Raw genomic sequence first — 14,844 nt, 5'->3', positions numbered from 1 at the left:
CACGGCGATAGAGTGCCGCGATGAACGCGATTCTCGACCGCCGCCTGACGCCCGCCCGTCCCGATCTCGCAGCCCGGAGCCTGATCGGGCAGGTCGAGGCCCGTGCCTTCGTCGATCCCGAGCCGATGCGCGTGTCCGCGCCTTCTGCGCCGCTGCGCCGCGAGCCGCGGCCCGACGCCCCGCTCGACACCGAGGCGCTCTGCGGCGAGGCGGTCGATGTCTACGAGCGCTTCGAAGGCTGGGCCTGGGTCCAGCTTCGTTCGGATGGCTATGTCGGCTACGTGCCCGATGACGCTCTGCGGCCGGATGCGCTCGCGCCGACCCACCGCGTCGGCGCGCTGCGGACCTTCGTCTATCCCGGCCCGTCGATGAAGCTGCCGCCGCTGGCGGCGCTTTCGCTCGGGGCCGGGGTCGCGGTGGCCGGCGAGAGCGGCGAGTTCCTGACGCTTGCCGAGTTCGGCCGCTACGCCACCGGCTTCGTCTTCGCGCCGCATCTCGTGCCGCTGGAGCAGCCCGCGCCCGACTTCGTCACGGTCGCCGAGGGCTTCCTGAACGTGCCCTATCTCTGGGGCGGCAAGACCAGTCTCGGCCTCGACTGCTCCGGGCTGACGCAGCTTGCCCTCTCCGCCGCCGGCATCGCCTCGCCCCGCGATTCGGACATGCTCGAGCGCGAGATCGGCGAGCCCGTGGCCTTCGACGAGGGCCTTCACGGTCTGCGGCGTGGCGACCTCGTCTTCTGGAAGGGCCATGTCGGCATCCTGAGCGACCCCGAAACGCTGCTGCACGCGACCGCCTATTCGATGACGGTGATGAGCGAGCCGCTGCGCGCCGCCCGCGACCGGATACTGGCGAAGAGCTTCGGCGCGATCACCAGCATCCGGCGGATCGGCTAACCCAGCCCCTTCAGGCGGTACAGCGCCTCCAGCGCTTCGCGCGGGGTCATCTCGTCGAGGTCGAGTCCGTCGAGGGCGAGCCGCAGCGGGTCTTCCGCCGGCAGAGCGGGCGGGGCGGCGGCGCGGCGCTGGGGAGCTGCGAACAGCGGCAAATCGTCGACCAGCGAGGCGACGGGTTTCTCCCGCTCGCTCTTCTCCAGTTCGCCGAGAATGGTGCGGGCGCGCTCGACCACGGCCGGCGGCAACCCGGCGAGCTTGGCGACCTGGATGCCGTAGGAGCGGTCGGCGGCGCCGGGCACGACCTCGTGCAGGAAGACGACCTCGCCATTCCACTCGGTGACGCGGACGGTCGCGTTGGCAACGCGGTCCAGCCGGTCGGCTAGCGCGGTCAGCTCGTGATAATGCGTCGCGAAGAGCCCCCGGCAGCGGTTGACCTCGTGCAGATGCTCGATCGCGGCCCAGGCGATCGAGAGCCCGTCGAAGGTCGCGGTGCCGCGCCCGATCTCGTCGAGGATGACCAGGGCGCGCGGCCCGGCCTGGTTCAGGATCGCGGCGGTCTCGACCATCTCGACCATGAAGGTCGAGCGCCCGCGGGCGAGGTCGTCTGCGGCGCCGACGCGCGAGAACAGCCGGTCGACAATGCCGATATGGGCGCTCGACGCCGGCACGAAGGCGCCCATCTGCGCCAGCACGGCGATCAGCGCATTCTGGCGCAGGAAGGTCGATTTACCCGCCATGTTCGGGCCGGTGATCAGGCAGATGCGGCCACCCTTGGCGCCGGGGCCGGGCGGCGACAGCTCGGTGTCGTTGGCGACGAAGGGCTTGCCGTCCCGCTTCAGCGCCGCCTCGACGACGGGGTGCCGTCCGCCGGTGATGGCGAAGGCCTCGCTGCCATCGACCAGCGGCCGGCTCCAGCCTTCGCTGGCGGCGAGCTGGGCCAGCCCGGCCGCGACGTCGATCTCGGCCAGCGCCGCGGCCGCGCGCTTGATCGGCTCCGCCTGAGCCAGCACCGCCTCGCTCAGAGCGGCGAAGATGCCGAGCTCCAGCTTCAGCGCCCGGTCGGCCGCAGAGGCGATCTTGGCCTCCAGCCCGCCGAGCTCCACCGAGGAGAAGCGCATCGCGTCCGACATCGTCTGGCGGTGCACAAAGGTCGCCCGCCAGGGCTCCTTCAGGAAATCCTCGCCCACCGCCTGCGGCACCTCGACGAAATAGCCGAGCATGGCGTTGTGCTTGATGCGCAGCGTCCGGCAGCCGGTCTCGGCCGCATAGCGCGCCTGCAGCTGCGCGATCACCTTGCGCGAATCGACCTGCAGCAGCCGCAGCTCGTCCAGCGCCGGGTCATGGCCCTCGCGCACGAAGCGCCCGTCGCGCCGGTTCAGCGGCAGCTCCTCGGCCAGCGTCGTCGCCAGCCGCGCCGGCAGGTCCGGATCGATCTCGGACAGGGCGCGCGAGGCCTTCGACAATTCGGCCGGCAGGGCCGCGCGGTCGAGCAGCATGGCGACGATGGCGCGCGCCGCCGTCAGTCCGGCCCCGAGCGCGGCGAGGTCGCGCGGGCCGCCGCGGTCGAGCGCGAGCCGTGCCAGTGCCCGGGCGATGTCGGGCACGCGGGCGAGCGCGGCCTGGAGGTCCTCGCGCAGGGCGCCGTCCGCCAACAGCGCTGCCACCGCATCGTGACGTGCTGCGATCGCCTGGGTGTCGGTCAGCGGCCCGGCCAGGCGCTCCGCCAGCAGCCGCGCGCCCCCGGGCGTCACCGTCCGGTCGATTGCGGCGAGCAGGCTGCCGCCGCGCTCGCCCGCGAGCGTCCGCGTCAGTTCGAGATTGGCCCGCGTTGCCGCGTCGATCAGCATCGTGTCCGAGCCGGAATCGCGCACCGGCGGCGAGAGCGGCGGCCGGGCCCCGAACTGCGTGCGCTCGACATAGGCCAGCGCTGCACCGGCCGCCGCGATCTCGGCGCGGCTGAACGCACCGAAGGCGTCGAGCGTGACGACGCCGAAGAATTCCTTGAGCCGGCGTTCTGCCGAGGCGGCGTCGAGCCCCTCGCGCGCCAGCGGCGTCACCGGCAGGCCGAGGTCGCGCCAGAAGCCCTGCAGGGCGGGATCGTCATGGATCGCGTCGGGGCAGACGATCTCGCGCGGCTCGAGCCGCGCGAATTCGATCGCGAGGCGCTCCTGCGGCGCCTCCATCACGCTGAAGCGCCCGGTCGAGATGTCGATCGCGGCGATCCCGTAGAGCGCGCTGGCGTCGCCTAGCTTTCGCCGGGCGACAGCGACCAGCAGGCTGGCCCGGCCGGGTTCGAGCAGGCGCTCCTCGGTGATCGTGCCGGGGGTGACGAGGCGCACCACGTCGCGCCGCACCACGGATTTCGGCCCGCGCTTCTTCGCCTCCGCCGGATCCTCGATCTGCTCGCAGACGGCGACGCGGTGCCCCGCCGCGATCAGCCGCTGCAGGTAGTCGTCGGCCCGCTCGACCGGCACCCCGCACATCGGGATGTCGTCGCCCTGGTGCTTGCCGCGCTTGGTCAGCACGATGCCGAGCGTCCGCGAGGCGATCTCGGCATCCGTGAAGAACAGCTCGTAGAAGTCGCCCATCCGATAGAACAGCAGGCAGTCGGGATTGGCGGCCTTGATCTCGATGTATTGCGCCATCATCGGCGTGACGCGCGCGCCCTCGTCCCGGCCGCTGGTGGCGGACGTCATGGCGGCGGAAGGCCTGTTGGCCTCGTCGGCGAGGGGAGCGCTGGATGGGAGCATCGCGCGAAACGCTAGCGTTTCGCCCCCGACTTGCAACCCGTCCGCCGCCGGCATCGGGCGCCGGGCCGGTTTTTGATGTGGATGCGGCACTCCCGCGACCGCGCCGCAACAAGGTTCAGGATTCGTTAGCAGCAATCGCAGTAGATGAAGCTGTGCCGATCTCAGCCGCAGCAGGCAAGGCGATATGCTACTGGAACTGACCCGGGGTCTGGGTTACCTCATCGTTGCGGCCGTCCTGGTCCCGCTGGCGACGCAGCGACTGGGCAGCCATCACCGGCTCCGGCAGATCGTCATCGGCCTGATCATCGCCGCCGGCGGCAGTGCCAGCATGTTCGACCCCATCGTCGTCGAGCCCGGCATCCTACTCGATTTCCGCAACATCGCCGCCGTCCTCGCCGGACCGCTCGGCGGGCCGATCGCTGCCGTCATCACGGCCGCCGGCCTCGGCGCAGCGCGGATCTATATCGGCGGCGCGGGGACGCAGGCCGGCATCGTCGGCCTCATCCTCTGTGCCGCCATCGGCCTCGGCGTTTCGCTCTGGCTTCGGCGCTCGGGCCGCAGCGTCACGATGAGCGGCTTCGTCGCGCTGAGCCTGGTCGCGGCCTGGATGCCGATCGCCATGATCCTGCTCTATGCCGAGTTTCCGCGTGCCTGGGACCTCATGAGGGCGATCTCCGGCCCCGCCGCGACGGCGGTCAACGTCGCCGGCGGCCTGCTGATCGGCTTCATCATCAAGAGCGACCACCAGCGCATCGAGGCGATGCTGCGGCTGGAGGCCTGCACCGCCAACATGCCGGGCGTCCTCTACCAGAAGATCCTGCGCCCGGACGGCACGATCCAGCACAAGCTCGCCAATTCCAAGATCGAGCAGTTCCTCGACGTGACGCGCGAGGAGGTCGAGCGTGATCCGGAAAGCTGGCTGCGCTGGATGGTGCCCGAGGATCGCGCCTTCCTCAACGAGGCCAACGCGACGGCGGCCGCAGACCGGACGCTCAAGCCCTGGCGGTTCGAGGCGCGCCATATCCGCGACGACGGCACGCTGATCTGGCTGCGCACCGATGCCGCTCCGCGCCGGTTGCCCGACGGTTCGATCTGCTGGGACGGCATCATGACCGACGTCACTGCCGAGCGGACCCTGGCGCAGCAGCGCCACGAGATGGACCAGGATCGCAAGGCCGCGGTCGAGGAACTCGCCGTCCAGCTCGAGGCCAAGGTCGGCAAGGCCCTCCAGGAGGTCGCGTCCTCGGTCCGCGGCATGCACGACGCGGCCAATGCGATGGCCGGCAGTGCCCACAACACCGCCCTGCGGGCGGGCGAGGTGACCCGCGAGGCGGAGCTCGCCTCCCGCCGCGTCGGCAGCGTCGCCGTTGCCGCCGAGGAGATCGAGGCCTCGATCCGAGAACTGACCCGGCAGACGGCCCATGCCGACGAGATGGTGCGCGGCGCCGCGAGCTATGTCCGCACCACCCGGCAGGACGTGGCGGGCCTCGGCGCGGCGGCCGACAAGGTCAGCTCCGTGCTCGATTTCATTGAGGACATCGCCTCCCGCACCAACCTGCTCGCGCTCAACGCCACGATCGAGGCGGCGCGGGCCGGAGCAGCCGGGCGCGGCTTCGCCGTCGTCGCCGGCGAGGTCAAGAACCTCGCCGAGCAGACCCAGAAGGCGACGCGCGACATCGCGGCGACCCTTCAGGACATCCGCGGCGCGGCAGCCACCGCCTCCGACGCCGTGGCCCAGATCGAGGGCACGATGACCGCGATCGAGCAGACCTCGGGCGCGATCGCCGGCGTCGTCAGCCGCCAGGCGGATATTGCCACCTCCATCACCATCGACGCGCAGGCGGTGGCCGGCAGCACCAGCGCGGTGACCTCAAGCGTCGGCTCCGTGGCCGCGGAGGTCTCGGTTACGGGGGATGCGGCCGAGCGTGTGCTCGACGTCGCCCGCCGGGTCGACGACCAGACCGCTTCGCTCGACCGCTATGTCGGTGAGTTCGTCGGCAGCCTGCGACGTCGCCTGTAGGCTGGGGGCGGGGATGATCCGGCCAAGCTTCCGCTCATCCGCCGCCGCGACACCGGCTCGGTGCAAGGCTTTGCGATGGACCTGATCATCGCCCTCGTCGAGAGCCTGTCCTTCATTCTCCTGGCCGCGCTCGCCGTCACCATCGTGACGCCGCGGGTCGAGCGCTACAAGCTGCTGCAGCCGCTGCTGGTCGGTGCGCTCTTTGCGTTGGCGGGCCTTGCGAGCATGACGCATCCTTTCATGATCGCGCCCGGCGTCACGGTCAGCTCGCGCAACATCGCGGCGCTTCTGGCCGGTGTCGTCGGCGGTCCGCTCGCGGCGGTCGTCACGACGCTGCCGCTGTCGCTGCTGCGCTATGTCCAGGGCGGCAACGGCATGACCATGGGCATAGCCGGCATACTCCTCAGCGGAGTGTGCGGCCTGGCGATCTTCTGGCGCAGGCCGCGTCGCGAGCGCACGATCTTCCGCAGCGACATCCCCCTGATCGCGCTTGGCGCCGCCGTCGTTCTGCTGCCGACGCCGCTGTTGCTGCCCGATTCCGCGATGATCTGGCGGGTGCTGACGCAGGCTCTGCCGCCGACGCTGATCGTCAATGTCGCCGGCGCGACGCTCGGCGCCCTCATCATCCTGATCGATGCCGAGCGCCGGGAGATGGCCTACCAGTTCCAGAATCTGGCGGAGCGGGTGCCCGGTACGCTCTATCAGCGCATCCTCTCGCCCGATGGCCGCGTCAGCTATCGCTTCGCCTCCTTCCATCTCGGCGATCTGCTGGGGCTGAAGCAGGACGAGGTCGAGCGCGACGCCCGGATCTGGATCGACCGGATGGTCCCCGAGGATCGCGCCCGCTTCGAGGAGGCCTGCCGCAACGGCTTCGACCCCAGCGACAACTGGCGCCTCCAGCTGCGCTACCAGGGCAAGGATGGCCGCATCGTCGCCCTGCGCAGCGAGGCGACGATGCGGCAACTGCCCGACGGCACCCGGATCTGGGACGGCATCCTCTTCGACGCGACGGATGAGCGGACCCTCGAGGCGCGGCGCGCCGAGATCGAGGAAGCCCGCCGCCAGCAGCTCGACGAACTCGCGGGCCAGCTCGAGGTCACGGTCGGCAAGGCGTTGCGGGAGGTCGCCCAGTCGGCGCGCCGCATGCACGAGGCGGCCGGCGCGATGGCGCTCAGCGCGGACGCCACGACCAAGCGCGCGGAAGCGGTGACGCGCGACGCCGACACGGCCTCCACCCGCATCGGCAGCGTTGCCGCGGCGGCCGAGGAGATCGACGCCTCGATCCGGGAGCTGACGCGCCAGACGGACCGGGCCGACCAGGCTGCCCATGACGCGGCGAGCTATGTGCGCGAGACGCAGGCCGATGTCGCCGGGCTGAACGCCGCCGCCGACAAGGCCAGCGCCGTGCTCGATTTCATCGAGGATATCGCGGCCCGCACGAATCTGCTGGCGCTCAACGCCACCATCGAGGCCGCTCGCGCCGGAGCCGCCGGGCGCGGCTTCGCCGTCGTCGCGGGAGAGGTCAAGAACCTCGCCGAACAGACCCAGAAGGCGACCCGCGACATCGCCGCGACCCTGCAGGATGTCCGCTCGGCCGCCGCGACCGCCTCCGGCGCGGTCTCCTTCATGGACCGCACGATGAGCGACATGGAGCAGAGTTCCGGCGTGCTGGCGCGCGTCGTCAACCGTCAGGCGGACATCGTCACCACCATCGCCGCCGACGCCCAGGCCGTGGCCCGCAGCGCGGTTGCCGTAACCTCGAATGTCGGCTCCGTCGGCGACGAGGCCCGCGTGACCGGGGAAGCCGCCCGCCTCGTGCTCGAGGCGGCCCGCACGGTCGAGGAGCAGACCGGCGCGCTCGATCAATATGTCGGCGATTTCGTCGCCAGCGTCCGCCGCCGGCTCTGAAGCCGAGCCGCCAGCCGCCCCACCATTCTCCTTTCGGACAGCCGGGCATGGAAGAACCGCGCCCCGCGCGGCTTGTGGCAGGCCGGCCGCTTGCCTATGGTCCGCGTCCCCTGGGAAACGCTCACAAAAAGAACATTGCGATGTCCGACCAGCCGCCGATCAAACGCACCCGCCCGACTTTCACCGACCAGGAAGCCCTCCTGTTCCATTCGGAGGGCAGGCCCGGCAAACTCGAGATCGTGGCGACGGTACCGATGGCGACGCAGCGCGACCTGTCGCTGGCCTATTCGCCCGGCGTCGCGGTGCCCGTGCTGGCGATCGCAGCCGACGCCACTCGCTCCTATGACTACACGGCGCGCGGCAACCTCGTCGCCGTCATCTCCAACGGCACCGCCATCCTCGGTCTCGGCAATCTCGGCGCGCTCGCCTCGAAGCCGGTGATGGAGGGCAAGGCCGTCCTGTTCAAGCGCTTCGCCGATGTCGATTCGATCGACCTCGAGGTCGATACCGAGGATGCCGACAAGTTCATCGAGGCGGTGCGCTATCTCGGTCCCTCCTTCGGCGGCATCAATCTCGAAGACATCAAGGCGCCGGAATGCTTCATGATCGAGCAGCGCCTGCGCGAGCTCATGGACATCCCGGTCTTCCATGACGACCAGCACGGCACCGCGATCATCGCCGCCGCCGGCCTGATCAACGCGCTCGATCTCACCGGGCGCGACGTCAAGACGACCCGCCTCGTCATCAACGGCGCCGGTGCGGCCTCGATCGCCTGCACCGAGCTGCTCAAGGCGATGGGCTTCAAGCCCGACAACGTCATCCTCTGCGACACCAAGGGCGTGATCTACCAGGGTCGCACCGAGGGCATGAACCAGTGGAAGTCGGCCCATGCCGCGATCACCGACCGGCGCACCCTGGCGCAGGCGCTGGACGGGGCGGACGCCTTCTTTGGCCTGTCGCAGAAGGGCGCGGTGACGCCGCAGATGGTCGCCTCGATGGCGAAGAACCCGATCATCTTCGCCATGGCCAACCCCGATCCGGAGATCACGCCGGAGGAGGTCCATGCCGTGCGCGACGACGCCATCATGGCGACCGGCCGCTCCGATTATCCCAACCAGGTCAACAACGTCCTGGGTTTCCCCTTCATCTTCCGCGGCGCGCTCGATGTCCGCGCCAAGACCATCAACATGGAGATGAAGATCGCCGCCGCCGAGGCGCTGGCCTCGCTCGCCCGCGAGGACGTGCCCGACGAGGTCGCCGCCGCCTACCAGGGCTCGCGGCCGCGCTACGGCAAGGACTACATCATCCCCGTCCCCTTCGATCCGCGGTTGATTCAGGTCGTGCCGATGGCGGTGGCCAAGGCCGCGATGGAGACCGGCGTCGCCGGCAAGCCGATCGTCGACATGAACGCCTACAAGGCGCAGCTCTCGGCTCGGCGCGACCCCGTCGCCGGGACGCTCAACCGCATCTTCGAGCGCGTCCGGCGTTATCCCAAGCGCGTCGTCTTCGCCGAGGGCGAGGAGGAGCAGGTGATCCGCGCCGCGGTCTCCTTCGTCAATCAGGGCCTGGGTCACGCCATCCTGGTCGGCCGCGAGGAGCGCGTCTTCGAGACCGCGACCTTCCTCGGCATCGACCTCGAGACCAAGGGCATCTCGGTCCAGAACGCCCGGCTGTCGAAGCGCAACGCGGCCTATGCCCAGTATCTCTACGAGCGCCTGCAGCGGCAGGGTTATCTCTTCCGCGACTGCCAGCGCCTGATCAACCAGGACCGCAACCATTTCGCCGCGGCCATGGTCGCGCTCGGCGACGCGGATGCGATGGTCACCGGCGTCACCCGCAACTATTCGATCGCGCTGGAGGAGGTCCGCCGCGTCATCGACGAGAAGCCGGGCCATCGCGTCATCGGCGTCTCGATCGTGCTCTCGCGCGAGCGCACCGTCCTCGTCGCCGACACGGCCATCACCGAGATGCCGACGGCCAAGGAGCTGTCCGAGATCGCGATCGAGGCCGCGGGCGTCGCCCGGCGCCTGGGCTACGAGCCGAAGGTCGCCATGCTCGCCTTCTCGACCTTCGGCCACCCGGCCGGCGAGCGCTCGGAGAAGGTGCGCGAGGCGGTCAAACTGCTCGACGGTCAGCGCGTGGATTTCGAGTATGACGGTGAAATGGCCGCCGATGTCGCGCTGAACCGCGATCTGATGGCGCAGTACCCCTTCTGCCGCCTCAGCGGGCCGGCCAACGTGCTGATCATGCCGGCGTTCCACTCGGCCTCGATCTCGACCAAGATGCTGCAGGAGCTCGGCGGCTCCACTGTGATCGGCCCGCTGATCGTCGGCCTCGACAAGCCCGTCCAGATCGTTCCGCTTGGCGCCAAGGACAGCGACATCGTCAACATGGCTGCGCTTGCCGCCTTCAATATCGGCGGCTGACCGAGGGTTCAGGAGGCTGTCGCGCGCTTCTTGCGCGTCGCGGCCGCCTTCTTGGCCGAAGCCGAGCGCTGGGCGGCGGTGCGGGCTGAGGATGCCTTGCCGCCGATCCCGCCGCCGCGTTTCGCGGCGCTGTGGTCGTCGGGCTGGCCGCGCCCGGATCCGCTCTTGTTGCCGCCGCCGCTCTCCTTGTTGACGGTGGCCCAGGCGCGCTTCTCGGCCTCGTCCTGCGGGACGCCGCGCGCCTCGTAGCTCTCCTCGATATGCTCCGCCTTGCGCTTCTGCTTGTCCGTGTAGGCGGATTTGTCGCCGCGTGGCATGGCCGGCCTCCCTGGCTCCTGCGCGTGGAACGCCGGCTCGGCCCTGCGGTTCCCGTTCATTCGGAGTTCATTCGGTCGCAGCCAGCCTGTCGCCAAGGCCGGAAAACCGGCGGTTGGGGATTGTCGGGTTGGTGCGGGCGCCAAGCGAGACGCCGGGTAGGGGGGCTGTGCCGGGGGATCGGCAGGTGGCGTTGCGTTTCGCGCGGCTCACCGGCGGATTCTGGCGCGGCGCGCAGGCGCGCAGGGCCTGGTTCTGGTCCCTGCTGCTGGCCGCCGCCATCATCCTCAACGTCTTCGCCAATGTCACCGTCAACCGCTGGAACGGCTGGTTCTTCGACGCGCTGGAGAAGCGCGACAGCGAGAGCGCCCTGATCGCGGTGGCGGTCTTCCCGGTGCTGGTGCTGATCGTGGCCGGGCTCGGCGTGGTCATCCTCGTCGCGCGCGAGACCTTCCAGGTGCATTGGCGGCAATGGGTCACCGCCAGGCTCGCCGATGGCTGGGTCGGCCAGCGCCGCTTCTTCCGTCTCAGCCTCTCCGGCTACGAGCCGGCGAACCCCGAATATCGCATTGCCGACGATGTGCGCTGGGCCACCGAACCGGTGGTCGATTTCGCCATCGGCCTGCTCTCGGCGGTCATCACCATCATCACCTTCATCGAGATCCTCTGGCAGATCGGCGGCGCGCTTACGGTGCAGGCCTCAGGAACCACCCTGGTGATCCCGGCCTATCTCGTGCTGGCGGCGATCTTCTATGCGGTTCTGGTCTCGCTCCTCGTCACCGTCGTCGGCCGGCGCCTGCCGGGCCTGATCGCGGCCCGCAACGAGGCAGAAGCGCGGCTGCGCTTCTCGCTGATGCGCATTCGCGACCATGGCGAGACGATCGCCCTCTCGCGCACCGAGGCCGGCGAGCGCCGCGCCGTCGCACGTACCTATGACGGGCTCGTCGGTCGCTGGCTCGCCATGATCCGCCAGCGCGGCCGGCTGACCTGGATCACCAATGGCAGCGGCGCGCTCGTGCCGGTGGTGCCGCTGCTGCTGGCCGCGCCGAAATATCTCTCCGGCGAGATGTCGCTCGGCGGCGTTGTCCAGGTCGCGGCCGCCTTCGTCGCCGTGCAGAACGCCTTCAACTGGCTGCTCGACAACTTCATGCGCATCGCCGAATGGCTGGCGGCGGCGCGGCGCGTCAACGAACTCGCCGATGCGCTGGAGCGGATCGATGGCGAGCCGCCGGGCGAGCATCTGGCCGTCTCCCCGAGCGAGGACAGCTCGTTCCGGCTCGACGACATCACCCTCATCGATCGCGACGGGCGGACCCTCGTCGCCGACATCTCCTGTGCGCTGCCGCCGGGCGCCACCCTGCATGTCTCGGGCGAGCTCGGCCTCGGCAAGGCGGCGCTGATTCAGGCCGTGGCCGGGCTCTGGCCCTGGGGGCGCGGCGAAATCCGACTGCCGCCGGGCGCCTTCGTCACGGCCGTGCCGCACAAGCTCCATCTCTCGGAGGGCAGCCTGCGCGCCGTGCTCGAAACCGGCCACACCCTGCCGGAGGAGCAGTTGCAGGCTGTGCTGCGGCGCTACGGCCTGTCCACGCTCGCCCCGTCCCTGGACGAGACCCGCGACTGGGACCGCGAGCTCGCTACCGGCGACCGGCAGCGCCTGGCACTGGCGCGGTCCGAGCTCGAACAACCCGACATCGTCCTCCTGGACGAAGCGACGAGCGCCTTCGACACCGATGCCGCGCTCGAACTCCTCGGCCATCTGCGCGCTGCGCGTCCCGACGCGATCATCATCGCCTTCGGCCAGGGTGCAGGCTTCGCCGAGGTGGCGACCCACCGCCTGCTGCTGAAGCGGGCCGGCGGCGTCGTGCGGATGGCGTCGCGCCAAGTCGCCCCCGACACCGCCGCGCCGCCCGCCGCGCTGCCCGTTCACGCCGAACCCGCCGAATGACCCTCACCGCCTTCTGGAGCCTGAGACGATGACTGCTGCCGCGATGAACATCTGGGACGTCTATTGGGGCCTGCGCGTCGAGCAGTGCCCCTGCGACGTGCATTTCGTCGAATGGCTCGAGGAGCTCGGCCTCACCGGCCAGCGCGTCTACCATTTCGGCACCGGCGGACATCACTATGTCGGCATCCGCTGCGCCGAGCCCGAGCTCGACTGCACGGTGCTGGGCATCACCGCCTCGCCGAAGGAATACGACGCCTTCGTCAAGCTCGCGACCGGCAACCCCACCATCACCAAGACCTACAGCGCCTATTTCGGCGACATCTACACCAGCAATGCCAAGCTTCTGCCGCGTTTCGACATCGTCACCCTGTTCCATGCCTGCGAGTTCAGGACGGAGGCCAACGACGCCTATGGCGCGCTGACCGACCGCGAGGTCATCGACCTCTTCACGGCCCAGACCGATGCCGGCGGCTACCTGCTGTTCTACACCGGCTCCTTCGCCTATGCGACGGCCGAACCGATCATCGCCGACTGGGCGAAGACCGCCCCGGTCGAGGAGGTGGCGTCCTTCAAGACGCTGCGCGTGTTCCGCAAGACGGGCTGAGGCGACCCTGCGCCGGGCTCATGGGACCCATTCCGCCGTCCACCCCGCCTTGTGGATTGGCGCGCAGGCTTTATCTCTGCGGCCGGGGCCTACAGCGCCTCGTGCCCGTAATCGGCGCAGCCGCCTTCCCGGCACTGCGCCAGAACCGACCATGAGTGCGCATGTCGTTCGGCCCGCTCGAGCCTGGAATGCCGCCGCGCCGGCGCAGCCGCTGGTGGTGGCTCGGCCCGCTCGCCAGCATCGTCATCTTCGGCGCTTCGCTGGTGGTGCTCTGGTACATCGTCCGGGAGATCGAGCCCGGCGAACTCGCCAATGCCTTCGCCAATGCCAGCCTGCGCCAGCTCGGCCTCGCCTGCGGCTTCACCGCGCTGAGCTATCTGCTGCTGACCGGCTATGACGCGCTCGCCCTGAAGCGGCTTGGGCTGTCGATCCCCTATCGCACGACGGCGCTGGCCTCCTTCACCAGCTATTCGGTCTCCTTCACGCTCGGCTTCCCGATCGTGACCGGCGGCACCGTGCGCTACTGGATCTATTCGCCCAAGGGCGTGCGCGCCTCCGAGGTCGCGAGCCTCACCGTCATCGCCGGGCTGACCTTCTGGCTCGGCCTCGGCGCTATCCTCTGCGTCAGCCTTTTCTACGCCACGCCGTCCGTCGCGATGCTGGCGCGCACCTCGCCGCTCGTCGTGCAGGCGGTCGGCGCGGCCGTGGCGGCCGGCACCATCGGTTATCTGGTCTGGATCGCGAGCGGCGAGCGCACCATCCGCGTCCGCGGCTGGAACCTGCCGCTGCCCGGGCTCGGCATCACGCTCGGCCAGATGTTCCTCGGCGCGGCCGAGGTCTGCGCGGCGGCGGCCGTGCTCTTCGTGCTGCTGCCGGGCGGCCATGGCATCGACTATCCGACCTTCCTGGCCGTCTATGTCTTCGCCTGCCTGGTCGGCATCGCCAGCCATGCGCCGGGCGGGCTGGGGGTCTTCGAGGCGACGATGCTGGTTGCGCTCAGCCGCCTGCCCTTCGAGCCGGTGCTCGGCGCGCTGCTGATCTTCCGCATCATCTACTACATCCTGCCCTTCATCCTGGCGCTGGTGCTGCTGGCGCTGAACGAGATGGTCCGGCGCATCCGTCGCCACGAACGCTGAGGCCGGCCCTCACTTCAGCGCCACCACGATCAGCAGGAACATCAGCACCAGCGCGATCTGCTTGAGGCTCCAGTTGATGCGGGCGAGGAGATCGGACGCCGCCTCGGCCGGCTCTTCGTCTGTCTCAGGTCGGGGCGCGGCTTCGCTCTCGCTGCGCGGATGCCATTCCAGGCTCTCCACCAGCCCCCGCGCCGGCGCGCTCGCGCGCCCGTCGGTGTCGACGCCGAGGAACCAGGACACGGGCACGCCGGACGGCGTCTCGCGCTCGGTCTCGCGCACCCAGAGGCTCGTCACCGCGATGATCGCAAGGGTCTCGGCCTGGCCGTCGGCAAGAGCGCTGGCGAGACCGTCGAACACGCGCTGCGGCGCGTAGATTTCAGCGAGATAGCGTCCCTCCGGGCGCTCATCCGTTTCCTGGAAGCTGAGGATGAGCAGCGCGCGGGCCTCTCCTGCCGCGGCGAGCGGCCGGACGACCAGCGCCAGCGACGCCGCCTCGCCGGGAAAACCGGCCCGCATCAGCCGGTCCCCGCCAAGCTGGGCCAGCCCCTCGATGCGCGTCGCATCCTCGACCTGGCCTTCGCGCAGCGCGAAGCCGCCCACCCTGCGCAAGCCTCCGGCGACGATCCGCAGGGGGCCCCGAGTCCCTGGACGTAGCGATCCGGCGAGCCTTCGACGGTCATCAATCCTTGCGTCATGGCGACACGTCGTGTCGCGCCCGTTTCGACCATGTGATCATCGCTCCCCAGCTCGCGCGACGATAACAGGTCGCCGGTCCGCGACGAAACGGGCAGGCGCGCGGGCGCGCGACAGGCGGCTGCTGCGGACATCGGGACGGTGCCGCCTCAGG

At 70.0% G+C, this 14,844-nt stretch carries 10 protein-coding genes; 7 read left to right on the top strand and 3 right to left on the bottom strand.

The window, feature by feature from the left end; all coding sequences use genetic code 11:
* Positions 1-20: 20 nt before the first annotated feature.
* Entirely contained in the window at positions 21-893 is an 873-nt protein-coding gene (locus tag ABIE41_RS03655; RefSeq protein WP_192643453.1) for a C40 family peptidase, read from the top strand.
* Here ABIE41_RS03655 and mutS read toward each other — a convergent pair.
* Positions 890-3,589, bottom strand: coding sequence for a DNA mismatch repair protein MutS (gene mutS / locus ABIE41_RS03650; RefSeq protein ID WP_354191752.1), 2,700 nt, complete (start codon positions 3,587-3,589; stop codon positions 890-892). The genes ABIE41_RS03655 and mutS overlap by 4 nt on opposite strands.
* Positions 3,590-3,827: 238 nt before the next feature.
* Here mutS and ABIE41_RS03645 point away from each other — a divergent pair, with 238 nt between their 5' ends.
* The 3 genes from ABIE41_RS03645 to ABIE41_RS03635 all read left to right on the top strand — a co-directional run bounded on the left by ABIE41_RS03645 (position 3,828) and on the right by ABIE41_RS03635 (position 9,997).
* Complete coding sequence (locus tag ABIE41_RS03645) at positions 3,828-5,663, top strand: methyl-accepting chemotaxis protein (RefSeq protein WP_192643451.1); 1,836 nt, start codon at positions 3,828-3,830, stop codon at positions 5,661-5,663.
* 75 nt (positions 5,664-5,738) lie between these two features.
* Positions 5,739-7,571 (top strand): methyl-accepting chemotaxis protein, encoded by a 1,833-nt coding sequence (locus tag ABIE41_RS03640; protein WP_192643450.1) that lies wholly within the window; start codon positions 5,739-5,741, stop codon positions 7,569-7,571.
* 140 nt (positions 7,572-7,711) lie between these two features.
* Positions 7,712-9,997 (top strand): NADP-dependent malic enzyme, encoded by a 2,286-nt coding sequence (locus ABIE41_RS03635; RefSeq protein ID WP_192643449.1) that lies wholly within the window; start codon positions 7,712-7,714, stop codon positions 9,995-9,997.
* Positions 9,998-10,005: 8 nt separating this feature from the next.
* On the opposite strand, the gene ABIE41_RS03630 is transcribed toward ABIE41_RS03635, so the two are convergent.
* Entirely contained in the window at positions 10,006-10,314 is a 309-nt protein-coding gene (locus ABIE41_RS03630; RefSeq protein ID WP_192643448.1) for a plasmid stabilization protein, read from the bottom strand.
* Positions 10,315-10,499: 185 nt separating this feature from the next.
* Here ABIE41_RS03630 and ABIE41_RS03625 point away from each other — a divergent pair, with 185 nt between their 5' ends.
* The 3 genes from ABIE41_RS03625 (at position 10,500) to ABIE41_RS03615 (ending at position 13,997) form a co-directional block, all read left to right on the top strand.
* Complete coding sequence (locus ABIE41_RS03625) at positions 10,500-12,257, top strand: ABC transporter ATP-binding protein/permease (RefSeq protein ID WP_192643447.1); 1,758 nt, start codon at positions 10,500-10,502, stop codon at positions 12,255-12,257.
* 28 nt (positions 12,258-12,285) lie between these two features.
* Positions 12,286-12,861: a hypothetical protein gene (locus tag ABIE41_RS03620; RefSeq protein ID WP_210320964.1), complete on the top strand. Its 576-nt coding sequence runs from the start codon at positions 12,286-12,288 to the stop codon at positions 12,859-12,861.
* Positions 12,862-13,022: 161 nt separating this feature from the next.
* Complete coding sequence (locus ABIE41_RS03615; protein ID WP_192643446.1) at positions 13,023-13,997, top strand: lysylphosphatidylglycerol synthase domain-containing protein; 975 nt, start codon at positions 13,023-13,025, stop codon at positions 13,995-13,997.
* Between the two features lie 9 nt (positions 13,998-14,006).
* Here ABIE41_RS03615 and ABIE41_RS03610 read toward each other — a convergent pair whose 3' ends face one another.
* The gene (locus ABIE41_RS03610) at positions 14,007-14,597 is read right to left on the bottom strand and encodes a hypothetical protein (RefSeq protein ID WP_192643445.1); all 591 of its coding nucleotides are present in this window, start codon (positions 14,595-14,597) and stop codon (positions 14,007-14,009) included.
* Positions 14,598-14,844 lie beyond the last annotated feature (247 nt).

Origin of the sequence: Bosea sp. OAE506 (assembly GCF_040546595.1) — a bacterium.
In the GTDB taxonomy this organism is placed as follows: Bacteria; Pseudomonadota; Alphaproteobacteria; order Rhizobiales; family Beijerinckiaceae; genus Allobosea.
This window is presented reverse-complemented; position numbering and strand designations above follow the sequence as displayed.

Excerpts from the sequence above, each read along its gene's own strand:
- ABIE41_RS03635 (WP_192643449.1), top strand. The coding sequence starts at position 7,712 with ATGTCCGACCAGCCGCCGATCAAACGCACCCGCCCGACTTTCACCGAC.
- ABIE41_RS03645 (WP_192643451.1), top strand. The coding sequence starts at position 3,828 with ATGCTACTGGAACTGACCCGGGGTCTGGGTTACCTCATCGTTGCGGCC.
- ABIE41_RS03655 (WP_192643453.1), top strand. The coding sequence starts at position 21 with ATGAACGCGATTCTCGACCGCCGCCTGACGCCCGCCCGTCCCGATCTC.
- ABIE41_RS03640 (WP_192643450.1), top strand. The coding sequence starts at position 5,739 with ATGGACCTGATCATCGCCCTCGTCGAGAGCCTGTCCTTCATTCTCCTG.
- ABIE41_RS03620 (WP_210320964.1), top strand. The coding sequence starts at position 12,286 with ATGACTGCTGCCGCGATGAACATCTGGGACGTCTATTGGGGCCTGCGC.
- ABIE41_RS03615 (WP_192643446.1), top strand. The coding sequence starts at position 13,023 with ATGTCGTTCGGCCCGCTCGAGCCTGGAATGCCGCCGCGCCGGCGCAGC.
- mutS (WP_354191752.1), bottom strand. The coding sequence starts at position 3,589 with ATGACGTCCGCCACCAGCGGCCGGGACGAGGGCGCGCGCGTCACGCCG.
- ABIE41_RS03630 (WP_192643448.1), bottom strand. The coding sequence starts at position 10,314 with ATGCCACGCGGCGACAAATCCGCCTACACGGACAAGCAGAAGCGCAAG.